A 22655-nucleotide genomic window follows, 5' to 3' on the forward strand; every position below is an offset into this window, starting at 1 on the left:
ACCTCCCCCCTGTTCCTTCTCTCCCCCCCCCCTCCCCCCCCCCCCCCCCCCCCCCCCCCCCCCCCTCCCCCCCCCCCCCCCCCCCCCCCCCCCCCCCCCCCCCACGCTGTTCCACTCGGTCCCTCAGATGCCCGTTTTGAGGCGGAGGTTGCCTGTCTGACCTGTGGGATGCGCTACAAAAAGCCGGATCCGTTTGAGGATCGAAAGCGGGCCGCCGTAGCGTCGTCCGGGCTGTTCGTCAGGCAGTGCGCCGCACCCGCGGCACCGGACAGCCATCGCCGAGTCCCTGTACGGCGCGAGCCAGGGGAGCCGGGGACCCACCGTCCCTGGGGTGAATCGGGCGACCGCGAGGGAGCCCGTAGGAGACCTTCCTGCTCCGAACCCGTCAGCTAACCCGGTAGGCGAGAGGGAAGGAAAGGACCAGCCACTTCATGGCGTTCATGTGCGCCACCGGGAAGCACCGCAAGCCCGGCCGGGTCAAGCGCACCACCGCGCAGGCGGCCGGCGTCGCGGCCCTGACCACCACCGGTGTCATCGGCACCCTCGCCGCCTCCCCGGCGCTCGCCGCCGGCAACCCCGTGGACCAGACGGGCCTCACTCCGGTCCTCGCCGCCACCGAGGACGTCGCCGCGCAGATCGACGCGCAGGCCACCGCCCAGCAGCAGGCCGCGGACCGCAAGGCGGCCGAGGAGGCCGCCGCGAAGGCGGCCGCCGAGCGGGCCGAGGAGCTGCGCGAGGCCAGGGCCCGCGCCGCGCGCGAGGCCGAACGCCGCCGGCTGAACGCCTTCGTGGCCCCCATCGAGCACTCCTACGTCTCCACGGCCTACCAGGCCTCCAGCTCGCTGTGGTCCTCCGGTTCGCACACCGGCATCGACTTCCACGCGGCCGGCGGCACCACCGTGCACGCGGTGGGTTCCGGCACGGTCGTCTCCACCGGCTGGGGCGGCGCGTACGGCAACGAGATCGTGATCCGCATGGCCGACGGCATGTACACGCAGTACGGGCACCTGTCGTCCATCGGCGTCACGGTGGGCCAGAAGGTCGTGCCGGGCCAGCAGATCGGGCTTTCCGGCTCCACGGGCAACGTCACCGGCCCGCATCTCCACTTCGAGGCGCGCACCAGCCCGGACTACGGCTCCGACATCGACCCCGTCGCCTACCTCCGCTCGCACGGCGTGCGCATCTGACGCGCTCGCGCCTTCCCCGGCGGCCCCGGCTCTCCGAGCCGGGGCTTTCGCCGTTTTTCACGTTCTCCGCGGCATCCGTTGTCCAAAAAATATCCATGGATTACGGCCCGCCATCGGAAATTCCGGCCGACTGGAATAGAGTCACGGAACAGGCGTTCATCGTCGGCGTTTCACGGGGATTAAGGCGGAGGTCGGTCATGCGTATTCCGGCGCACTCGGTGTGCACCGCTGTCCGGGACGACATCGTCGCCGGTGTCTACGAGCGTGGCAGCCGGCTGACCGAGGAAGTCCTGGCCCGCCGCTACGGCGTCTCGCGCGTCCCCGTGCGCGAGGCGCTGCGCACGCTGGAGGCCGAGGGCTTCGTGGTGACGCGCCGGCACGCGGGCGCGTGCGTGGCCGAGCCGACCGAGCAGGAGGCCGCCGACGTGCTGGAGATGCGGACGCTGCTGGAGCCGCTGGGCGCCGCGCGGGCCGCCCAGCGGCGCACGGAGGCCCATCTGAAGGTGTTGCGCGGCCTGGTCCGGCTGGGCCAGGAGCGGGCCAGGAAGGGCAACAGCGAGGATCTGCGTTCGCTGGGCGGCTGGTTCCACGAGACGCTGGCCCAGGCCTGCGGCAGCCCCTCGCTCACCTCGGTGCTGACCCAGCTGCGCCACAAGATCGCGTGGATGTACGCGGTGGAGGCGCCGGTGAGCCCGGTGGAGTCCTGGACCGAGCACGGGGCGATCGTGGACGCGGTGGCGCGCGGGGACGGCGAACGCGCGCGGGTGCTGACCGCCCTGCACGCCGAACGCGCGACCGGCGCGCACCGCCTTCGTTTTTCCGGCCCCGGGGAACGTGTGAGGACTTCGCAACATGCCGTAAACATGTCGGGTCTGCGGCATTAACACGGGCGCCGTATACAAAGAAGTGGTTATTCGGTGGCGGGGTGTTTTCCGCTGCCCTTTCGCGGTGCCGGGAATTATCGGTCGCGTCCTTCAATCGGCGACGGTGAATTCAGCCGACGGGAAGCCTCGGGGGCGCAAGGGGCCGCGCGTACGCGAAAGCCGCGCCGCCCGGCAGGGGCGACGCGGCTTCCCGATTCCGCTCAGACGGTCTCGGGCAGTTCCTCCAGGCCCTCGGAGACCAGCTTCGCCAGACGGTCGAGGGCGGCGTCGGCGCCCTCGGCGTCGGAGGCGAGGACGATCTCCTCGCCACCCTGGGCGCCCAGGCCCAGGACGGCCAGCATCGAAGCCGCGTTGACGGGGTCGCCCCCGGCCTTGGCGATCGTCACCGGGACGCCTGTGGCCGTGGCGGCTCGGACGAAGAGGGAGGCGGGGCGGGCGTGGAGACCCTCGGCCCAGCCGACGTTGACGCGGCGCTCAGCCATGTGTTGCTGCCCTTCAGTGCTCAGGGTTGTCTAGACCAGTTTCCCATACCGTGAAGCGTGCCCGGAGCAGGCCTTGAGGACCCGCCCCGGAGCGACGCCGGACCGCGGCCCCGGTCCGGCATTCGCCCCCCATAGACTGCCTCGCGCCGTTGTCGTACGCGAGCCTTACGCTGGGGCCCATGCAGACCTCGGCGGACCGGCAGGACCGGCACCAGTACCCCGCCCACTGGGAGGCGGACGTGGTGCTGCGCGACGGCGGCACCGCGCGCGTCAGGCCCATCACCGTCGATGACGCCGACCGCCTGGTCAGTTTCTACGAGCAGGTCTCGGACGAGTCGAAGTACTACCGCTTCTTCGCGCCGTACCCGCGCCTGTCCGCCAAGGACGTCCACCGCTTCACGCATCACGATTTCGTGGACAGGGTGGGACTGGCGGCCACCATCGGCGGCGAGTTCATCGCCACCGTACGCTACGACCGCATAGGCGCGGACGGCCTGCCCGCCACCGCGCCCGCCGAGGAGGCCGAGGTCGCCTTCCTGGTCCAGGACGCCCACCAGGGCCGCGGGGTCGCCTCCGCCCTCCTGGAGCACATCGCGGCCGTCGCGCGCGAGCGCGGCATCCGCCGCTTCGCCGCCGAGGTGCTGCCCGCCAACACCAAGATGATCAAGGTGTTCACGGACGCCGGCTACACCCAGAAGCGCAGCTTCGAGGACGGCGTCGTACGCCTGGAACTGGACCTCGAACCCACCGACCGCTCCGTGGCCGTGCAGCACGCCCGGGAACAGCGCGCCGAGGCCCGCTCGGTACGGCGGCTCCTCGCACCCGGCTCGGTCGCGGTCGTCGGCGTCGGCCGCGCCCCCGGCGGGGTGGGCCGCGGCGTCCTCGGCAACATCCGCGCGGCCGGCTACCCGGGCCCGCTGCACGCCGTGAACAAGGCCTTCCCCGAAGACCTCAAGGAGATCGACGGGGTGCCCGCGCACCGCTCGGTGCGCGACATCGACGGGCACGTGGACCTCGCCGTCGTCGCCGTACCGGCCGAGCACGTGCCCGCCGTGGTCGCCGAGTGCGGCGAACACGGCGTCCAGGGGCTGGTCGTGCTCTCCGCCGGGTACGCCGAGAGCGGACCCGAGGGGCGCGAACGGCAGCGCGCGCTCGTCCGGGCCGCACGCGCCTACGGCATGCGGCTCATCGGCCCCAACGCCTTCGGCGTCATCAACACCGCCGACGGCGTCCGGCTGAACGCCTCGCTCGCCCCCGAACCGCCCCGCCCCGGCCGCATCGGGCTCTTCGCCCAGTCCGGCGCCATCGGCATCGCCCTGCTGTCCCGGCTGCACCGGCGCGGGGGAGGGGTGACCGGGGTCACGGGCGTCTCCACCTTCGTGTCCGCCGGCAACCGCGCCGACGTCTCCGGCAACGACGTCCTCCAGTACTGGTACGACGACCCGGACACCGACGTCGTCCTCATGTACCTGGAGTCCATCGGAAACCCCCGCAAGTTCACCCGGCTCGCCCGGCGGACGGCCGCGGCGAAGCCCCTGGTCGTCGTGCAGGGCACCGGCACCGCCCCGCAGGGGCACGCCGTGCGCGCCACCCGGCTGCCGCACGCGACCGTGTCCGCGCTGCTGCGGCAGGCCGGGGTGATCCGGGTCGACACGATCACCGAGCTGGTCGACGCGGGACTGCTGCTCGCCCGGCAGCCGCTGCCCGCCGGGCCGCGCGTGGCCATCCTCGGCAACTCCGAGTCGCTGGGCGTGCTGACGTACGACCGGTGCGTGGCGGAGGGGCTGCGGCCGGACCGGCCGGTGGACCTGACCACCGGGGCGACGGCGGAGGACTTCCACCGGGCACTGGCCGCCGCGCTGGCCGACGACACGAACGACGCCGTCGTCGTCACGGCGATCCCCGCGATCGGGGAAGGCTCGCCGGGGGACGCGGAGCTGGCGGAGGCGCTGCGCTCGGCCGCGGCGGCGGTGCCGGGGAAGCCGGTGCTGGTGGTCCACGTCGAACTGGGCGGGCTGGCGCAGGCGTTGTCGGCCGCGACCAGCACCGCGCCCGGGGCCGCGGACAGGGCGCCCGGCACGGTCGGAACGGAAGCGGTGCGCATACGGCCCGCCCCCCTGCCCGCGCCCGGAGAGGAACCCCAGGCCCACCCCGAGGACGGCACCCGGCTCATCCCCGCCTACCCCGCCGCCGAACGCGCGGTGCGGGCGCTCGCCGAGGCCGTGAAGTACGGGCAGTGGCGGCGGGAGGCGGCCGACCCCGGAAAGGTGCCGGAGTTCGACGACATCGACGAGAAGGGCGCCGCCCGGCTGATCGGGGAGCTGCTCGCGCGCGGCGAGGGGCTCACCCTGTCCGCCGAGCACACCTGCGAGCTGCTCGGCCGGTACGGCGTCCCCGTGCGCCGCGCCCTGCCCGCGCCCGGCCCGGACGCCGCCGTGGAGGCCGCCCGCGCGCTCGGCTACCCGGTGGCCCTCAAGGCGACCGCCCCGCACCTCAGGCACCGCGCCGACCTGGGAGGCGTCCGACTCGACCTCGCGGACGAGGAACAACTGCTGCGGGCGTACACCGAGTTGACCGAGCTGTTCGGCCGGCCGGAGGAACTGCGGCCGGTGGTGCAGGCGATGGCGCCCCGGGGCGTGGACACCGTCGTCCGCGCGGTGATCGACCCGGCGGCCGGCGCCGTGCTGTCCTTCGGCCTGGCCGGCGCCGCCTCACAACTGCTCGGGGACATGGCCCACCGGCTGATCCCCGTCACCGACCGGGAGGCGACCTCGCTGGTGCGGTCCATCCGCACCGCGCCGCTGCTGTTCGGCTGGCGCGGCTCCACACCCGTGGACACCCCGGCGCTGGAGGAGCTGCTGCTGAGGGTGTCCCGGCTGGTCGACGACCACCCGGAGGTGGTCGCGGTCACCCTGGAGCCCGTCGTCGTCGCCCCGCACGGGGCGAGCGTCCTCGGCGCCACGGTACGGCTCGCACCCCCGCCCGCCCGCGACGACCTCGGCCCGCGCACGATGCCGGCCTACTGACGAGGCGCAGGACCCCGTCGACGTCGGCCGCCCGCCGCCCGCGGCCCGAGGGCAGGGACCGGGACGCGACCGGCGGGGACGCCGCCCGGCTCGGGCCCGCCGCCGGACGCGGCCTCACCCGCCGCCCCGGCCCGGAGGCGGTCTTCGCCGGCCCGGCCCGCGCCGCGTGCCCCGCCACCCTCCAGGCCCCGTCTTCCGCCGAGGAGACGGCACGGCCGCCGACAGGCGCCGGGCGGACCCCGGCCGACCGCCACCGCCTGCGAGGGGACGCCGGCGGCCCCGGCCCCGCTTTCTGCCCGACCGTCGCCGCCCATTCGGAGTCCCGCCCGAGGCCCTCGGGTTCCCGCAGGCGAGCTCCGGCTCGCCGGCCCGGTCCCTTGCCCGGCCGCTCCCGCCCGGCCGGGGATCCGTCCGGGTCCCGTCCCCCCGGGTTCCCGCACGCGAGCCCCGGCCCCGCTTTCTGCCCGACCGTCGCCGCCCATTCGGAGTCCCGCCCGAGGCCCCCGGGTTCCCGCACGCGAGCACCGGCTCGCCGGCCCGGTCCCTTGCCCGGCCGCCCCCGCCCGGCCGGGGATCCGCCCGGGTCCCGTCCCTCCGGGTTCCCGCACGCGAGCCCCGGCCCCGCCTCCTGCCCGACCGCCGCCTCCCGTCCGGAGTCCCGCCCGAGGCCCCCGGGTTCCCGCAGGCGAGCACCGGCTCGCCGGCCCGGTCCCTTGCCCGGCCGCTCCCGCCCGGCCGGGGATCCGCCCGGGTCCCGTCCCCCGGGTTCCCGCATGCGAGCCCCGGCCCGCGCCCGGACCGGTGGGCGGCCCCGCCCGGGGCCTGTCCCCGGGTTCCCGCACGCGAGCCCCGGCCCGCCCCCGGAGCGGCGGGCCGCCCCGCCCCCGGTCCGTCCGACTGGCCCGGAGTGCCCTTGCCCACGGATTAGGATGGACGCCATGGCCAAGACCAGTACGACGACCCAGGGGCTGCGCGCGGCGATCGAGCGCAGCGGCTACTACCCGGCCCTCGTGGCCGAGGCGGTGGAGGCCGCGGTGGGCGGCGAGCCCGTCCGGTCGTACCTGGTCCACCAGGAGACGACGTTCGACCAGAACGAGGTCCGCCGGCACGTCACCGTGCTGGTCCTCACCGGCAACCGCTTCATCGTCAGCCACACCGACGAGCAGGCCGCCGACGGCACCTCCCCGACGCCCTACGCCACCACCTCCACCGAGTCCGTGAAGCTCGACCGGATCTCGTCCGTCGTGGTCAGCCGGGTGGTCGCGAACCCGGAGCAGTACACGCCGGGCACGCTGCCCCGCGAGGTCGTGCTGACCATCGGCTGGGGCGCGGTCAACCGCATCGACCTGGAACCCGCCGCCTGCGGCGACCCCAACTGCGACGCCGACCACGGCTACACGGGCAGCTCCACGGCGGACGACCTCAGCCTGCGCGTCAGCGAGGCCGGGGACGGCCCGGAGACGGTGCGCCAGGCGCTCGCCTTCGCGCAGGCCATCTCGGAGGCGACCGCGGACCTCACCCGCTGATGTCCTCGCTCTCCGCCTGGGACCACCCGGAGCCCCTCGCCCTGGCCACCGCGCCGCTGCCCGAGTACGGCAGCGGCTCCCTGGCCGACCTGCTGCCCACCCTCGCCGCCGGCCTGGGCGTCCCCGGCACGACCGCCTCGATCGGCGAGCTGACCCCCGCCGACCGGGTCTGCGTCTTCCTGGTCGACGGCCTCGGCTGGGAGCAGCTCGCCGCCCACCCGGACGAGGCGCCCTTCCTGACCTCCCTGCTCGGCAGCTCCCGCGGCGGCACCGGCCGCCCGCTCACCGCCGGCTACCCGGCGACCACCGCGGCCTCCCTCGCCTCCGTCGGCACCGGCCTGCCGCCCGGCGCGCACGGCCTGCCCGGGTACGCGGTGCGCAACCCGGCCACCGGCGAGCTGATGAACCAGCTCCGCTGGCAGCCGTACACCGAACCGGGCGCCTGGCAGCCGTACCCCACCGTCTTCCAGCTGGCCCACGACGCCGGCGTGCACACCGCCCAGGTGACCTCGCCCGCCTTCGAGCACACCCCGCTCACCAAGGTCGCGCTCAGCGGCGGCACCTTCCACGGGCGGCTCACCGGCGAGGAGCGCATGGACCTCGCGGCCGAGCAGCTGGCCGCGGGCGACCGCTCGCTGGTGTACACGTACTACGCCGAGCTGGACGGCTCGGGACACCGCTACGGCATCGCCTCCGACACCTGGCGCGGCCAGCTGATGTACGTCGACCGGCTCGCCCAGCGGCTGGCCGAGCAACTGCCCCCGCGCAGCGCCCTCTACGTCACCGCCGACCACGGCATGGTCGACGTGCCGTTCGACGAGCGGCACCGCATCGACTTCGACGAGGACTGGGAGCTGCGGGCCGGCGTCGCGCTGCTCGGCGGCGAGGGCCGGGCCCGGCACGTGTACGCGGTCCCGGGCGCCGGGAACGACGTGCTCACCGTGTGGCGCGAGGTGCTCGGGGAGCAGTTCTGGGTGGCGTCGCGCGACGAGGCGATCGCGGCGGGCTGGTTCGGGCGGCCCGGCGAATGCGACGAGCGCGTGTACCCGCGGATCGGGGACGTGGTCGCCGCCGCGCACGACGACGTGCTGATCATCGCCTCCGAGCGGGAGCCCAAGGAGTCGGCGCTGGTCGGCAACCACGGCTCGATGACCCCGGCGGAACAGCTCGTCCCGCTGCTCGAAGTACGCTCCTGACCCCCCGCCCTCCCTCTTCGCCGAAAGGTGCTCAACCCCTCATGCCCGAGCTGGTGTTCTTCTCCGGAACGATGGACTGCGGGAAGTCGACGCTGGCTCTGCAGATCGAGCACAACCGGTCCGCGCGCGGTCTGGCGGGCATGATCTTCACCCGCGACGACCGCGCGGGCGAGGGCAAGCTGTCCTCCCGGCTGGGCCTGGTCACCGACGCGGTGGAGGTCGAGGACGGCCAGGACCTGTACGCGTACCTCGTGGACCACCTCTCCCAGGGCGGCCGGGCCGACTACGTGATCGCGGACGAGGCGCAGTTCCTCGCGCCCGAGCAGATCGACCAGCTCGCGCGCGTGGTGGACGATCTCGGTCTGGACGTCTTCGCCTTCGGCATCACCACCGACTTCCGCTCCAAGCTGTTCCCCGGCTCGCAGCGGCTGGTGGAGCTGGCCGACCGGATCGAGGTGCTCCAAGTGGAGGCGCTGTGCTGGTGCGGCGCCCGGGCCACGCACAACGCCCGGACGATCGACGGCGAGATGGTGGTCGAGGGCGCCCAGGTGGTCGTCGGCGACGTCAACCAGACCGGGGGCGAGGTCGGCTACGAGGTGCTGTGCCGCCGTCACCACCGGCGCCGGATGACCGCCGCCACGGCCCGGGCGGCGGCCCTGTCCCCGGACGTGCTGCCCGTCCCGGCGTCCTGAGAGATCTCAGCGCGGATCCTGGACGACGGAGAACTCCGCGCCCTCCGGGTCCGCCACCGTCGCCATCCGCCCGCGCGGGCCGTCGTGCGCAGGTGCCAGCACCCGGCCGCCCAGCCCGGCGACCTGCCGCAGCGCCGCGTCGAGGTCGGCGACCTGGAAACAGGTCCGCCAGTGCGGCCCGCGGCCCGGGGGCAGCCCCTGGCCCACTCCGCGCAGCCCGGCCACCGGACGGCCGTCCAGCAGCAGGGTCAGCGCGTCGACGCCGGCGGAGGCCGCCGGTTCCTCCTCGTAGCGGAAGACGCTCTTGTAGAACTTCGCGACGCTTTCCGTCTCGAAGGTGAGCAGTTCGTTCCACACCGGGGTGCCGGGCACGCCGGTGACCGCCGTTCCGGAATGCGCGGCGCCCTGCCAGATCCCGAACACCGCCCCGGAGGGGTCGGAGACGATCGCCATCCGCCCGGCCTCGGCGGCGTCCAGCGGGCCGACGGCCACCGTGCCGCCGCACAGCCGCACCGTGTCTGCCGTGCGGTTCACGTCGTCCGAGGCGAGGTAGGGCGTCCAGGCGACCGGCAGCCGGCGGTCCGTCGGCAGCCGGCCCATGCCCGCCACCTCCCGCCCGTCGAGCAGCGCCCGCACATACGGGCCGAGCTGCCGCGGACCCGGCCGGAACTCCCAGCCGAACAACTCGCCGTAGAACTTCTCGGTGGCCTCCAGCCCGTGCACCATCAGGCTCACCCAGCAGGGTGTGCCGGGCAGACGCCGCGCGTGCGGACCGGCCGGCTCCCGTGCCTCGGTCATCGATCACTCTCTCCCCGGCCCCTCGCGGTGGCCGTGTCGCTTCCGCTGTCCGGAAGGGGCGTCCACGCCGTCGGCGCGTGCGCCCGTGCCGCTCCCGCATCCACCGGGTGCCGCGGGGTCGTACCGCGCCGCTCGCCGTACCCACGAGAGGATGCCCGATCCGCCGTCTTTCACCGCTTCTCGGCGATGGCCGAGGGGTGTCCGCCGTTTGTACACCACGTGCCCGATCCCGTACGCCCTGTGATCGAGCCTGTCCGGCCGAGCAGAGTAGCCGGACCTGGACGCCGCGGCCACCCCTGGCGTATGGATGGACGCCATGACAGTCATCATCACCGCATCCGACCTGGCACCCGCGCTGGCCGGCGACAACCCGCCCCTACTTCTGGACGTCCGCTGGCAGCTCAGCCTGGCCCGGGCGGCCGGGGCGCCGGCCTTTGACGGCCGGGCCGAGTACGCGGCCGGGCACCTCCCCGGCGCGGTCTTCGTCGACCTGGACCGGGAGCTGGCCGGCGCGCCGGGCGCGGGGGGCCGGCACCCGCTGCCCGACCTCGCGGAGTTCGGCGCCGCGATGCGCCGCGCGGGCGTGTCGGCGGCCCGGCCGGTCGTCGTGTACGACGGCGGGCAGGGCTGGGCGGCGGCGCGCGCGTGGTGGCTGCTGCGCTGGACGGGTCACCCGGACGTGCGGGTCCTCGACGGCGGGTTGCCGTCCTGGCGGGGTGAGCTGTCGACCGAGGTGCCGGTCCCGGCCGAGGGCGACTTCGTCCCGGTGCCGGCGGCCGGGGGGCTGCTGGACGCGGACGGGGCCGCGGCGCTGGCCCGCACGGGTGTGCTGCTGGACGCCCGCGCGGGGGAGCGGTACCGGGGCGAGGTGGAACCGATCGACCGGGTCGGCGGGCACATCCCGGGCGCCGTGTCGGCGCCGACGACGGAGAACGTGGGCCCCGACGGCCGTTTCCTGCCCGCGGCGGAGCTGAGGGACCGGTTCAAGGCCCTCGGGGTCTCCGGGGACACCGAGGTGGGCGTGTACTGCGGCTCGGGCGTCTCCGCCGCCCACGAGGTGCTCGCGCTGGCCGTGGCGGGCATCCCGGCGGCCCTGTACGTCGGTTCCTGGTCGCAGTGGTCCGCGGACCCGTCGCGTCCGGTGGCGGTCGGCGCGGACCCGCGATAACGCCATCCCGGCCGGAAAAAAAGGGGGGGCACGCGCGCGTGCCCCCCTTTCTTGCCTTCTTGTCGCCTACTCCTGCTTCTTGCGGCGGGTGCCGAACACGATCTCGTCCCAGCTCGGCACGGCGGCACGGCGGCCGGGGCGGACGCCGTCGGCCTCGGCCTGGCGGTCGGTCGCGCCGACGAGCCGGTCGCGGTGGCTGCCGACGGAGCGCGGCATGAGGACGTCCGCGTAGGCGGAACCCGCCGAGGCGGCGGGCGCCGGCGGCTCCTCGGCGGCGGGCTCGTCACCGGGCTCCTCGGCTGACTCCGACGGGCGCTCCGGAACGACGAGGTCGCCCCGGAAGCTCGGCACGGCCTCCAGCAGGCTGGTCAGCGAGTCGCGTTCGCCCGCGCCCTCCTCGGCCGGTTCCGAAGGCTGCGCGGGCAGCCCGGGCCGCTCCCGGTCCACCCGTTCGAGCGCACGGTCCATCGAGCGTTCGCGGGGCAGCCGGGCGATCCGCGGGACGAACGGGAAGCTCGGCTCCGGGGCGGCGAGGTCGTCGGACTCGCCGATCAGCGAGCGCGCCTCGTCGTCGACGGCCTGGACGAGCCTCCGGGGCGGGTCGTACGTCCAGCTCGCCGAGTGCGGTTCGCCCGCGACCCGGTAGACGAGGAGTACCTCCCAGGTCCCGTCGTCGCGGCGCCAGGAGTCCCACTGCACGGTGTCCTTGTCGGCGCCGCGCAGCAGCAGCCGCTCCTGCACGGCCTCGCCGAGCAGCGGGCCGGAGTTCTCGCCGGGCCGGCGGACCGGGGTCTTGCGGGCGCGCTCGGCCATGAAGGCGCGCTCGGCGAGCACGGGCCCCTCGAAGCGCCGCACCCGGTCGACGGGGATGCCGGCGAGCTGTGCGACCTCTTCCGCGGTGGCTCCGGCCCGTATCCGCGCCTGGATGTCGCGCGGGCGCAGATGGCTCTCGACCTCGATCTCGATCTGGCCGAGACGCGGCCGGTCGCCGCGCACGGCGGCGCGCAGCCGTTCGTCGATCGGAAGTGTGTACTCCGTGGAGTCGGCAGCCTTCAGCACCAGCCGTGTGCCGTCATTCGAGACGGCCACGACACGCAGTTCGGGCATGGGGACCTCCCGGGTGGTGCCTGCCGACGTCACGTGCGTCGCTGCTTCCGCTAGTCGAGTGTGGCCTGCCCGGGTGCAGCCTGCCACAACCTTGCCGAGTTGCCCGGCGTGTCGGGCGCGGGCCCGGGGTCGCCGTTATGGCACGGTTACCTGTTCGCCACGCTAAGTGACCAATTCCGTCACCCTGTGCAACTAGTCCCCTCCCGGCGATCCCGCGTGGTCATGGACACCCTGGTGGGAGACCTGACCCAGGGCTCGCAACAGTACTCCATTCGGGCCACGTGCGTGGATTGGCGCGCTGGCCAACTTCTCGCAAGGGGTGCGACTTGGCCGTTCGCAACCGGTTTTGTCGATCATGAACGTGGTGAAGTTCACGCAATCGCCAGAAACGGAACTAATGGTTTCGTCCGTACGTCCCCTTCTCGTGCAGTCGGTCGGTCAATGTCGATCAAGTACGGGAAAGGCAGGCAAGGTCCGGGTATGCGTGAGACACCCGATACGGGGCGGAAGCGGATCGATCTGAACGTCCCGCAGGTCGCGGGCAGCGCCCTGGCGGCGGTCGTGGCGGCCAAACTGGCTTCGTACTTCGGGGTGTACGGCACGATCCTCGGCGCCGGGGTCGTCAGCGTCCTCGCCACCTGCGGCGGCTCCGTCTTCCAGCACTTCTTCAAGCGGACCGGGGAGCAGCTGAGGGAGAAGACGGTGGTGGCGGCCCGGCCGCGGGAACGGGCGGCATCGGCGCCGGCATCGGCGCCGGGCGAGTTCACCGAGGGCACCGTCTACCGCGCGCGGGTGAGGAGCCGGCGCCGCCCGCTGGTCGCCGCGGCCCTGGTCTTCGGAGTCACGATGGCGGGCATCACGGTGTACGAACTGGTCTCCGGCGACAGCTTCAGCGGCGGCAAGGGCACGACCGTGAGCGACGCCGTCACCGGCCGGAACTCCTCCGGTTCCCGGTCCCACGACACACCGTCCCCGTCGGACACGCCGTCCCCGCGGCACACACCGGCCGGCGGCGGCGCGACGGCCCCCGGCACGTCGTCGCCGGCGCCCGGCGGCTCGGCGAGCGCCGGGCCGGGCACCGGCTCGGACGGCACCCCGGCCACCCCGCCCACCCCGTCGGTTCCCGTCACCCCGAGCCCCACGCCCAGCGCGCCCGGCACGTCCGCGACGACGCCCGCTACGCCCCCAGCACCCTCCGCAGATAGTCGTTCTGGAACAGCCGATCCGGGTCGAGCCGGTCCCGCAGCGCCGTGAACTCGCCGAAGCGCGGATACGCCCGGGAGAAGTACTCCGCGTCCCGCGTGTGCACCTTGCCCCAGTGCGGGCGCCCCTCGTGCGCGGTGAAGATCCGCTCGGCGGCGGTGAAGTACGCCTGGTAGGGCGTGCCCCGGAACATGTGCACGGCGATGTAGGCGCTGTCCCGGCCGGAGGCGGTGGACAGGGTGATGTCGTCGGCCGGGGCGGTGCGCACCTCCACCGGGAAGCTGATCCGCAGCCCGGAGCGGTCGATCACGGCCCGCAGCTCGCGCAGGGTCTCCACCAGGGCGGCGCGCGGGACGGCGTACTCCATCTCCACGAAGCGCACCCGGCGCGGTGAGGTGAACACCTTGTAGGGGATGTCGGTGTACGTCCGCGCGGACAGGGCCCTGCTGGAGATGCGCGCGATGCCGGGGACGGTGGCCGGCGCGGCGCGGCCGACCCACTGGGCCGCCTGGAACACGCCGTTGGAGAGGAACTCGTCCTCGAACCAGCCGGCCAGCCGCCCCACGGGGCGCTCGGGACCGGCGCTGCGGTTGTTGCGCTTGGTGTTGGTGCTTCCGGTGTGCGGGAACCAGTAGAACTCGAAGTGCTCGTTCTCCGCCCAGAGCTGGTCGAACTCGGACAGGACCCGTTCCAGGGGCATCGGTTCCTCCCGCGCGGTCAGGAGGAAGAGGGGTTCGACGGCGAACGTGAGCGCGCTGACGACGCCCAGGGCGCCGAGGCCCAGCCGGGCGGCGGCGAAGACGTCGGGGTTCTCCTGCTCGGAGCAGGTGAGGACCGAACCGTCGGCCGTGACGAGTTCGATTCCCCTGATCTGCGCGGCGAGGGAGCCGGACGTGCGGCCCGTGCCGTGGGTGCCGGTGCTGGTGGCCCCGGAGACGGTCTGCTCCATGATGTCGCCCATATTGGTGAGCGACAGCCCCTCGCGCGCGAGGGCGGCGTTGAGTCTCCTGAGCGGGGTGCCCGCCTCCACCGTGACCGTCATGGACCGCCGGTCGATCCCGCGGATGCCCGTCAGCAGGTGAGGGCGTATCAGGACGCCGTCGGTGGCGGCGATCGAGGTGAAGGAGTGCCCGGTGCCGACCGCCTTCACCTTCAGGCCGTCCTCCCGTGCCCGGCGCACCGCCGCGGCCAGTTCCTCCGCCGAGGCCGGCGCGACCTGCCGGGCGGGCCGTGCGGAGACGTTGCCGCCCCAGTTACGCCAGGTTCCGTACGTCCCGCTCGCTGTGCTGCTCAACGGTGCCTCCCCGCCCCGCCGCCGGCGGCCTGCGCAGCCGGCGGTACCCCAGGAAACCGACCACGACCGCGACGGCCCCGGACACGGCCGGAACCCCGTACCCGGCCCGTGCCCCGGCCGCGTCGATCGCCCAGCCGGCCGCGGAGGAGCCGAGCGCGACACCGACCGCCAGGCCGGTGCTCACCCAGGTCATGCCCTCGGTGAGCCGCGCGCGAGGTACGTGCTCTTCGATGAGGGACATCGTCGTGATCATCGTCGGCGCGATGGACAGCCCCGCAACGAACAGCGCCACGGCCAGAAGCGGCAGGTTTCCGACCAGTAGGAGGGGGATCATACTCACGGCCATCGCCGCCACGCCCAGCAGCCAGCGGCGTTCCGGCGCCCCGCCGAAGCGCAGCAGCCCGAAGACCGCGCCGGCCACACAGGAACCGGCCGCGTACAGCGCGAGGACCACGCTCGCGGCGCCCTTGTGGCCACGTTCGTCGGCGAAGGCGACGGTCACCACGTCCACGGCGCCGAAGATCGATCCGGTCGCCACGAAGGTGGCCACCAGCACCCGCAGCCCCACCGAGCGCAGGGCGCTGCCGCCGTCGTGCGCCTCACGCGGGTGCGGCGCCGGTTCGGTGGCCTGCTGGGCGGTCAGCCAGAAGACGCCGGCCGCGAGGAAGCAGGCCGCCAGCAGCGGGCCCGCCTCCGGGAACCAGGCCGTGGACAGGCCGATGGAGATGATCGGCCCGAAGATGAAGCAGACCTCGTCCACCACCGACTCGAACGAGTAGGCGGTGTGCAGCCGGGGCGTGCCCCGGTACAGCGCGGCCCAGCGGGCCCGGATCATCGCGCCGAGACTCGGCACCGAGCCGGTCCCGGCGGCGCAGACGAAGAGCACCCAGTCCGGCCACCGGAAGCGGACCGCGCACAGCAGCACGGCCGCCGCGGTCAGGGCCACCAGGGTCGCGGGGCGCAGCACCCGGCGCTGTCCGTGCCGGTCCACCAGCCGGGAGACGCGCGGCCCGACGGCGGCGGCGGACAGCGCCAGGGTGGCCGACAGGGCGCCGGCGAGGCCGTACCGCCCGGTGACCTGGGAGACCATCGTGACCACGCCGATGCCCATCATCGACAGCGGCATCCGGCCGAGGAATCCGGCGGCGGAGAAGGCCTTGGTGCCGGGCGCGGCGAACAAGGCTCTGTAAGGGCTGGGCACGGGGTCTCCGAAGCGGCTCGGTAAGGCGCGAATATCGCCGATACAGCTTACAAGTAAGGGCACCCTAATCGACTCGGCGGCGACAGTCCGGAAAACGCCAGTATGGGCTCCCGGGCAAATCGCCCGAAACGGTGCCGGTCCGACTCGTCACCCCGCTGTTGTCCGGCTGTCGGTGCCGGGTGGCAGGATCGACTCATGCCAGACGCGCTCGATGCCACCCCGTACGACGCCCTGCTCCTGCTCTCCTTCGGCGGCCCCGAAGGCCCGGACGACGTGGTCCCGTTCCTGGAGAACGTCACGCGCGGGCGCGGCATCCCCAAGGAACGCCTCAAGGAAGTGGGGCAGCACTACTTCCTTTTTGGCGGGGTCAGCCCCATCAACGACCAGAACCGCGCCCTGCTCCGGGCCCTGCGCGAGGACTTCGCCGCGCACGGCCTGGACCTGCCCGTCTACTGGGGCAACCGCAACTGGGCGCCGTATCTGACCGACACCCTGCGGGAGATGGCGGCCGACGGCCGCCGCCGCGTCCTGGTCCTCGCCACCAGCGCCTACGCCTCCTACTCCGGCTGCCGCCAGTACCGGGAGAACCTCGCCGACGCGCTGGACGCCCTGCGGGCCGAGGGCCTGGAACCGCCGGCCGTCGACAAGCTGCGGCACTACTTCAACCACCCCGGCTTCGTCGAGCCCATGATCGACGGCGTGCTGCGCGCCCTCGCCGACCTGCCCGAGGACGTCCGCGCGGGTGCCCACATCGCCTTCACCACCCACTCCATCCCCCTCTCCGCCGCCGACACCTCCGGCCCCGTGGAGTCCCACGGCGACGGCGGTGCCTACGTCGCCCAGCACCTGGACGTGGCCCGGCTGATCGCCGGCGCCGTCCGCGAGCGCACCGGCGTCGACCACCCCTGGCAGCTCGTCTACCAGTCCCGTTCGGGCGCCCCGCACATCCCGTGGCTGGAGCCCGACATCTGCGACCACCTGGAGGAGCGGCACGCGGCCGGCGTCCCCGCCGTGGTCATGGCCCCCATCGGCTTCGTCTCCGACCACATGGAGGTCCTCTACGACCTCGACACCGAGGCGAAGGCCAAGGCCGAGGAACTGGGCCTGCCCGTGCGCCGCGCGGCCACCGTCGGCGCCGACCCGCGGTTCGCCGCCGCCGTCCGCGAGCTGATCCTGGAGCGGGCCGCCGCCGAGCGCGGCCGGGAGGTCGCCCCCTGTGCCCTGGGGGCCCTCGGCCCGAGCCACGACCTGTGCCCGGTCGGCTGCTGCCCGGCCCGCGCCCCCCGCCCCGCCGCCGCGGGCGCCGACAGCCCCTACGCGTGAGGAGAGCCGTGACCGACCCCCTGCACCGGGACCTGCTCGCACTCGCCCGGGAGGCCGCCCGCCGGGCCGGCGAACTGCTGCGCGACGGCCGCCCGAGCGACCTGGCCGTGGCCCGGACGAAGTCCAGCCCCATCGACGTCGTCACCGAGATGGACATCGCGGCCGAGAAGCTGATCACCGACCTGATCTCCGGCCGGCGCCCCGACGACGGATTCCTCGGCGAGGAGGGCGCCTCGGCCGAGGGCACGAGCGGCGTCCGCTGGGTGATCGACCCGCTGGACGGCACGGTCAACTACCTGTACGGGCTGCCGACCTGGGCGGTGTCCATCGCCGCCGAGCAGGACGGCCGGACCGTCGTCGGGGTCGTCGCGGCACCCATGCGCGGCGAGACCTACCACGCCGTGCGGGGCGGCGGCGCGTGGGCCACGGGCGCGTGGGAGGGCGAACGGGCGCTCGCCTGCCGGCCCGCGCCCCCGCTGGACCAGGCCCTGGTCTCCACCGGTTTCAACTACGTCGCCGAGGTCCGCACCCACCAGGCCGAGGTGGCCGCCCGGCTGATCCCGCTGCTGCGGGACATCCGGCGCGGCGGCTCGGCGGCCGTCGACCTGTGCGACGTGGCCTGCGGCCGGCTGGACGGGTACTACGAGCGGGGTCTGCACCCGTGGGACTACGCGGCCGGGGACCTCATCGCCCGGGAGGCGGGCGCGCTGACCGGCGGACGGCCCGGTGAGCGGCCCTCGCGGGAGCTGACGGTCGCGGGCACGCCCGGCGTCTTCGAGCCGCTCCAGCGGCTGCTGGAGGACTTCGGGGCGTGGCACGACTGACCGGGACACACGGCTGACCGGGACACCGGCAGGACGCAGCGGCGGGCCGGCGGGACACCGCCGGCCGCACGCGAAGGGACCCCGGCGCTGGATTCGCCGGGGTCCCTTGTCGCGCTCGGGCCGATCAGACGCGTGACGCGCCGACCTCCACACCGTGTTCGGCGGCGAGGCGTCGCAGGTCGTCGAGTTCCGCCTGCTCCACTTCGACGAGGAAGTCGTCGCCCTCGTCACGAGCCCGCGAAAGGTCGGACTCGGTCGCCCTTATGCGCTGCAGAAGTCCTGAGGTGAAAGCGTCCATGCTGCGCCCCCTCGTCCTGGGTCGTGGGTCGGTGGCACGGGGGTGTGCCGTATGGAAGGGGCGATCACGTCTCTCGCGGGTGCCCAGCGCTGCCCGGCCGGGCGGCGACGGTGCCGGACACCCACGCCCGCTCTGCGGAAGCGGAAGGCGGAGTGCCGCATGGTGCTGCGGCACATGCAGAGCGTGATCGCGGGATGTAAAGCCGTCCTCCCCAAGCTCCCCTCCGGGGAAACCTAACCGGAGGAGAAATTCTTGTATTCCCGCCCCGGAACTCCAGTCCCTTCGGCCCCGAGGCCGCCTTACAGCCGACTTATGGCCGAAAAGGGCAGGATGGGGGTCACACCCCAACGCAGACCCCTGCCCGCACGCGCCCGCGGCGCGCCCCGCGGGTGGACACAGGAAGGACAAGCGACGTGCGCGTACTCGTCGTCGAGGACGAGCAACTGCTCGCCGATGCGGTGGCCACCGGACTGCGCCGGGAGGCCATGGCCGTCGACGTCGTGTACGACGGTGCGGCCGCCCTGGAGCGCATCGGCGTCAACGACTACGACGTGGTCGTCCTCGACCGCGACCTCCCGCTCGTGCACGGCGACGACGTGTGCCGGAGGATCGTCGAGCTGGGCATGCCCACGCGCGTGCTGATGCTCACCGCCTCCGGCGACGTCAGCGACCGGGTCGAGGGCCTGGAGATCGGCGCCGACGACTATCTGCCCAAGCCGTTCGCGTTCAGCGAGCTGATCGCGCGGGTGCGGGCCCTCGGCCGTCGTACCAGCGTGCCCCTGCCGCCGGTCCTGGAGCGCGCCGGCATCAAGCTCGACCCCAACCGCCGCGAGGTCTTCCGCGACGGCAAGGAGGTCCAGCTGGCTCCCAAGGAGTTCGCGGTGCTGGAGGTGCTCATGCGCAGCGAGGGCGCCGTCGTGTCCGCGGAGCAGCTGCTGGAGAAGGCCTGGGACGAGAACACCGACCCGTTCACGAACGTGGTGCGGGTGACGGTGATGACGCTGCGCCGCAAGCTCGGCGAGCCGCCGGTCATCGTCACCGTTCCCGGCTCCGGCTACCGGATCTGATCCCCGGTGGCCGCGACACCCGCGCCTCCCCAGGCGCCGCCGAAGCCCACCTGGGACCCCAGGAGGCCGCAGCCCCCCTTCCCGTGGCTGCGACCGACCATCCGCATACGGCTGACGCTGCTGTACGGCGGCATGTTCCTGATCGCCGGCATCCTGCTGCTGTCGATCATCTACCTGCTGGCCGCGCAGGCGATCAGCACCGGCAACCAGCCGCTGTTCAAGATCGTGAGCGGCACGTCGATCCGGGTCGCCAGCGACAACTGCCCCGCGATCACCGCGATCAACACCACCAGCCTGCCGCTGTCGGACTTCAACGAGGCGATCGCCCACTGCGTCGACCAGCAGCGCCAGGGAGCCCTGGACAATCTGCTCAGCCGCTCCCTGCTGGCCCTGCTGGGTCTCGCCGTGATCGCCTTCGCGTTCGGGTACGCGATGGCCGGCCGCGTGCTGTCCCCGCTCGGCCGGATCACCCGCACCGCCCGCCAGGTGGCCGGCTCGGACCTGTCCCGCCGGATCGAGCTGGACGGCCCCGACGACGAGCTGAAGGAGCTGGCGGACACCTTCGACGACATGCTGGAGCGGCTGCAGCGGGCCTTCACCGCCCAGCAGCGCTTCGTCGGCAACGCCTCGCACGAGCTGCGCACCCCGCTCGCGATCAACCGCACGCTCCTCGAGGTGCACCTGTCGGACCCGAACGCCCCGGTGGAGCTCCAGCAGCTCGGCAAGACCCTGCTGGCCACCAACGAGCGCAGCGAACAGCTGGTCGAGGGATTGCTGCTGCTGGCCCGCAGCGACAACCAGATCGTCGAGCGCAAACCGGTCGACCTGGCCGAGGTCGCCACGCAGGCCATCGACCAGGTGCACGCGGAGGCGGAGGCCAAGGGCGTGCGGGTCCGGGGCGAGCGCAGACCGGCGGTGGTGCGGGGCAACGGCGTACTGCTGGAGCGGATCGCCCTGAACCTGGTGCAGAACGCGGTGCGCTATAACGTGCCGGAGGGAGGATGGGTGGAGGTGAATACCGAGGTCGAGCACGGGCAGGCGGTGCTGACGGTCTCCAACACCGGACCGGTGGTGCCGGCGTACGAGATCGACAACCTCTTCGAGCCCTTCCGCAGGCTGCGCACCGAGCGCACGGGCTCCGACAAGGGCGTGGGCCTCGGCCTGTCCATCGTCCGGTCCGTGGCCCGGGCGCACGGCGGCCACATCCATGCCCGCCCCCGGGAGGGCGGCGGACTGGAGATGCGTGTCACTCTGCCCATGTGACACGGGAGGACACACGCGGCCGGTGTTCGCTCTACGCGGAATTTCTCGGCGGCCGAACGGACGTCTTCCTGTGTGATCGATCACACGGGCGGATTTCCGGCCATGTACGCAGAGTGATCATGACGGAGGGTGGAAAGACGGGAATGTCCTGGTTTTCAGGGCACTTGATCACGGGAAGTACACGGGAAGGCGCCTTTGAGGTGCGGCGTTCGGACCGTGTACGGTCCTCACCGCCATCCAAGCCGATCACTCCTGAGGGGTCGGATTGGGTGTCGATTGAGTAACAGACCTTGATGTGAGGCAAAATCTCCGCTTCAGGTCGGGCACAAGTCCGGCCTCTCACGCGTTACGTGCGCTGGAGACACCGCAGACACCCAGAGGGGGAGAGCGATATGGCAACCGATTACGACACTCCACGCAAGACCGACGACGACGTCGACTCGGACAGCCTTGAAGAGCTGAAGGCACGGAGGAACGACAAGTCCACCTCCGCCGTGGACGTCGACGAGTTCGAGGCCGCAGAGGGCCTCGAACTGCCCGGCGCGGACCTTTCCAACGAGGAACTGGCCGTCCGGGTCCTGCCCAAGCAGCAGGACGAGTTCACCTGCATGAGCTGCTTCCTGGTGCACCACCGCAGCCAGCTGGCCCGGGAGAAGAACGGCCAGCCGATCTGCCGCGACTGCGACTGAGGAGGGGTCGGCCGTGTCTGGCTCGACCCCTCCCCGGAAGCGCCGCTTCCCCCTGGGGAAAGCGGACCCAGGGCCGTTCGACGGCCCGCACGGCGCGCGTGACGACGAGCGGGGCTCCCCCGGCACGGGAGCCCCACTCGGACCGGCGGCGGACCGGGACGGACTCCCGGCGCCGTCCCAGCACCCCGCACCCGTCGCCCGGCGCCGGGTGGCGGTGATCCGCGAGAAGGCCCGGGACCTGACCCGGGAAGGCGCCCGCAGGGGCGGCAGCCGGGCCCGTGCGGGCCTGACGTACCTCGCGGACCGCATCATCGAGATCGCCCCGCGGATCCCCGTACGCGACCTCGCGGCCCTGCGCCGCCAGTTCCCCGGCCTGGGACCCGAGGAACTGGCCGACAAGCTGGTGGCGGGCGCGGCGGCCGGCACCTCCACGGTCGGCGCCGGAGTCGGGGCGGCGGCGATGCTGCCGGTACCCCCGGCCATGCCGACGGAGCTGGCGGCGGAGATCACCGGGGTCGCCGCGATCGAGCTGAAACTCATCGCCGAACTGCACGAGGTCTACGGCGTACGCCCGCCCGGCGGCCTCAAGACGCGTACCGCCGCGTATCTGTCCTCCTGGTCGGGGGAGCGCGGGATCGACGTGATGAAGCCGTCGACGTACGACACGGCCCTCGGCGGCCGCATGAAACGCGAACTGCGCCAGCGGATCATGAAGCGGATGGTCCGCGACCTGCCGAACCTGATGCCGTTCCTGGTCGGAGCCGCGGTCGGGGCGGTCATGAACCGCCGGGAGACCAGAAAGCTCGCCGCCCGCATCCGGGCCGATCTGCGCAAGACGCAGGTGCCCTGGGAGGAGCTGCCCGAGCTGCCGCCGCTGGAGAGGCCGGCGGATCCGCTGGAACTGCCGGAACTTCCCGAGGCGCCGGGGACCCCCGGGAACCCGTAGGCGCCGGGGCCTGCCTCAGACGGCGGCCTCGCGGGCCGCGTCGATCGCCGCCGCCAGCTTCTCGGGCTCCCGCGTCGACAGGTACAGGTACGGCGTCGGGTCCTCGGGGTCCGTGACCTCCACGCGCAGCGCCGTCGGGATGTAGGCGCGCAGCAGCAGGAAGGCCCGGGTGTCGGCCTTGTACGTCCGCCAGGCGCGGGCCTGCTCGGCGTCCAGGACCTCCGCCGTGCCCAGCGCCGACACCGGGATCTTCGCCTCGCCCGCGATCAGGGAGCCCCCCACGACCCGGATGCGCGGGGAGCCGTAGGCGCTCGCCACCACCGCCGCCGCGGCCGTACCGCCGACCAGGCCGCCGAGCAGCGGCAGGGTGCCGAACGGCAGCAGGATCAGGGCGAACGAGACGCCCACCAGGAGGCTGATCACCCACCACGAGCGGGGAGCCGTGAGACGTTCTTCGTAGGGGGTGGCGGAGAGCTGCATG

The 22655-nt window shown here is 73.4% G+C and carries 21 protein-coding genes and 1 riboswitch; of the genes, 14 read left to right on the forward strand and 7 right to left on the reverse strand.

The window, feature by feature from the left end; translation table 11 throughout:
- Positions 1 to 266 precede the first annotated feature (266 nt).
- Positions 267 to 419, forward strand: a riboswitch (cyclic di-AMP (ydaO/yuaA leader).
- 12 nt (positions 420 to 431) lie between these two features.
- Positions 432 to 1187: a M23 family metallopeptidase gene (locus ACZ4W9_RS36190; RefSeq protein WP_467943008.1), complete on the forward strand. Its 756-nt coding sequence runs from the start codon at positions 432 to 434 to the stop codon at positions 1185 to 1187.
- 197 nt (positions 1188 to 1384) lie between these two features.
- On the forward strand, positions 1385 to 2071 hold the full coding sequence (locus ACZ4W9_RS36195) for a GntR family transcriptional regulator (protein ID WP_467943010.1): 687 nt from the start codon (positions 1385 to 1387) through the stop codon (positions 2069 to 2071).
- Between the two features lie 200 nt (positions 2072 to 2271).
- On the opposite strand, the gene ACZ4W9_RS36200 is transcribed toward ACZ4W9_RS36195, so the two are convergent.
- The gene (locus tag ACZ4W9_RS36200) at positions 2272 to 2553 is read right to left on the reverse strand and encodes an HPr family phosphocarrier protein (protein ID WP_467943012.1); all 282 of its coding nucleotides are present in this window, start codon (positions 2551 to 2553) and stop codon (positions 2272 to 2274) included.
- A gap of 179 nt (positions 2554 to 2732) precedes the next feature.
- Here ACZ4W9_RS36200 and ACZ4W9_RS36205 point away from each other — a divergent pair, with 179 nt between their 5' ends.
- The 4 genes from ACZ4W9_RS36205 (at position 2733) to ACZ4W9_RS36220 (ending at position 8993) form a co-directional block, all read left to right on the forward strand.
- Positions 2733 to 5579 carry a bifunctional acetate--CoA ligase family protein/GNAT family N-acetyltransferase gene (locus tag ACZ4W9_RS36205; protein ID WP_467943014.1) on the forward strand — a complete coding sequence of 949 codons (2847 nt, stop codon included), beginning with the start codon at positions 2733 to 2735 and terminating at the stop codon, positions 5577 to 5579.
- 938 nt (positions 5580 to 6517) lie between these two features.
- Positions 6518 to 7105, forward strand: a complete 588-nt coding sequence (locus tag ACZ4W9_RS36210) for a DUF5998 family protein (protein ID WP_467943016.1) — start codon at positions 6518 to 6520, stop codon at positions 7103 to 7105.
- Positions 7105 to 8301: an alkaline phosphatase family protein gene (locus tag ACZ4W9_RS36215; RefSeq protein ID WP_467943018.1), complete on the forward strand. Its 1197-nt coding sequence runs from the start codon at positions 7105 to 7107 to the stop codon at positions 8299 to 8301. The genes ACZ4W9_RS36210 and ACZ4W9_RS36215 overlap by 1 nt, the downstream gene beginning before the upstream one ends.
- Positions 8302 to 8342: 41 nt before the next feature.
- Positions 8343 to 8993: a thymidine kinase gene (locus ACZ4W9_RS36220; protein WP_467943020.1), complete on the forward strand. Its 651-nt coding sequence runs from the start codon at positions 8343 to 8345 to the stop codon at positions 8991 to 8993.
- Positions 8994 to 8999: 6 nt separating this feature from the next.
- Here ACZ4W9_RS36220 and ACZ4W9_RS36225 read toward each other — a convergent pair whose 3' ends face one another.
- Positions 9000 to 9791, reverse strand: coding sequence for a VOC family protein (locus tag ACZ4W9_RS36225; RefSeq protein ID WP_467943023.1), 792 nt, complete (start codon positions 9789 to 9791; stop codon positions 9000 to 9002).
- A gap of 316 nt (positions 9792 to 10107) precedes the next feature.
- On the opposite strand from ACZ4W9_RS36225, the gene ACZ4W9_RS36230 reads away from it, so the two are divergent.
- The gene (locus ACZ4W9_RS36230) at positions 10108 to 10959 is read left to right on the forward strand and encodes a sulfurtransferase (RefSeq protein WP_467943025.1); all 852 of its coding nucleotides are present in this window, start codon (positions 10108 to 10110) and stop codon (positions 10957 to 10959) included.
- Positions 10960 to 11025: 66 nt separating this feature from the next.
- Here ACZ4W9_RS36230 and sepH read toward each other — a convergent pair whose 3' ends face one another.
- Positions 11026 to 12066 (reverse strand): septation protein SepH, encoded by a 1041-nt coding sequence (gene sepH, locus ACZ4W9_RS36235; RefSeq protein ID WP_467943027.1) that lies wholly within the window; start codon positions 12064 to 12066, stop codon positions 11026 to 11028.
- Between the two features lie 480 nt (positions 12067 to 12546).
- Between sepH and ACZ4W9_RS36240 the strand changes: the two genes are divergently transcribed.
- Entirely contained in the window at positions 12547 to 13320 is a 774-nt protein-coding gene (locus ACZ4W9_RS36240; RefSeq protein WP_467943029.1) for a hypothetical protein, read from the forward strand.
- Here the strand turns inward: ACZ4W9_RS36240 and ACZ4W9_RS36245 are convergent.
- On the reverse strand, positions 13244 to 14563 hold the full coding sequence (locus ACZ4W9_RS36245) for a D-arabinono-1,4-lactone oxidase (protein ID WP_467943031.1): 1320 nt from the start codon (positions 14561 to 14563) through the stop codon (positions 13244 to 13246). The genes ACZ4W9_RS36240 and ACZ4W9_RS36245 overlap by 77 nt on opposite strands.
- Complete coding sequence (locus tag ACZ4W9_RS36250; RefSeq protein WP_467943033.1) at positions 14523 to 15764, reverse strand: MFS transporter; 1242 nt, start codon at positions 15762 to 15764, stop codon at positions 14523 to 14525. Before ACZ4W9_RS36250 ends, ACZ4W9_RS36245 begins: the two co-directional genes overlap by 41 nt.
- Before the next feature lie 195 nt (positions 15765 to 15959).
- Here ACZ4W9_RS36250 and ACZ4W9_RS36255 point away from each other — a divergent pair, with 195 nt between their 5' ends.
- Together ACZ4W9_RS36255 and ACZ4W9_RS36260 are read left to right on the forward strand one after the other, a co-directional pair.
- Positions 15960 to 17087, forward strand: coding sequence for a ferrochelatase (locus tag ACZ4W9_RS36255; protein WP_467943035.1), 1128 nt, complete (start codon positions 15960 to 15962; stop codon positions 17085 to 17087).
- Positions 17088 to 17095: 8 nt separating this feature from the next.
- The gene (locus ACZ4W9_RS36260; RefSeq protein WP_467943037.1) at positions 17096 to 17911 is read left to right on the forward strand and encodes an inositol monophosphatase family protein; all 816 of its coding nucleotides are present in this window, start codon (positions 17096 to 17098) and stop codon (positions 17909 to 17911) included.
- A gap of 124 nt (positions 17912 to 18035) precedes the next feature.
- On the opposite strand, the gene ACZ4W9_RS36265 is transcribed toward ACZ4W9_RS36260, so the two are convergent.
- Positions 18036 to 18209 (reverse strand): hypothetical protein, encoded by a 174-nt coding sequence (locus tag ACZ4W9_RS36265; RefSeq protein WP_167345744.1) that lies wholly within the window; start codon positions 18207 to 18209, stop codon positions 18036 to 18038.
- A gap of 413 nt (positions 18210 to 18622) precedes the next feature.
- Between ACZ4W9_RS36265 and ACZ4W9_RS36270 the strand changes: the two genes are divergently transcribed.
- From ACZ4W9_RS36270 to ACZ4W9_RS36285, 4 genes are all read left to right on the forward strand, one after another.
- A complete protein-coding gene (locus ACZ4W9_RS36270; RefSeq protein ID WP_007387794.1) occupies positions 18623 to 19276 on the forward strand; it encodes a response regulator transcription factor in 654 nt (217 codons plus the stop codon).
- A 6-nt stretch (positions 19277 to 19282) separates the two neighbouring features.
- Positions 19283 to 20539 (forward strand): sensor histidine kinase, encoded by a 1257-nt coding sequence (locus tag ACZ4W9_RS36275; protein ID WP_467943040.1) that lies wholly within the window; start codon positions 19283 to 19285, stop codon positions 20537 to 20539.
- A gap of 392 nt (positions 20540 to 20931) precedes the next feature.
- Complete coding sequence (locus ACZ4W9_RS36280; RefSeq protein ID WP_005481602.1) at positions 20932 to 21228, forward strand: DUF4193 domain-containing protein; 297 nt, start codon at positions 20932 to 20934, stop codon at positions 21226 to 21228.
- Positions 21229 to 21241: 13 nt separating this feature from the next.
- Entirely contained in the window at positions 21242 to 22174 is a 933-nt protein-coding gene (locus tag ACZ4W9_RS36285) for a hypothetical protein (RefSeq protein WP_467943042.1), read from the forward strand.
- Between the two features lie 15 nt (positions 22175 to 22189).
- On the opposite strand, the gene ACZ4W9_RS36290 is transcribed toward ACZ4W9_RS36285, so the two are convergent.
- Positions 22190 to 22654: a DUF3093 domain-containing protein gene (locus ACZ4W9_RS36290; RefSeq protein WP_467943044.1), complete on the reverse strand. Its 465-nt coding sequence runs from the start codon at positions 22652 to 22654 to the stop codon at positions 22190 to 22192.
- Position 22655: the final 1 nt, after the last annotated feature.

The organism is Streptomyces sp. NPDC029296, assembly GCF_055569255.1.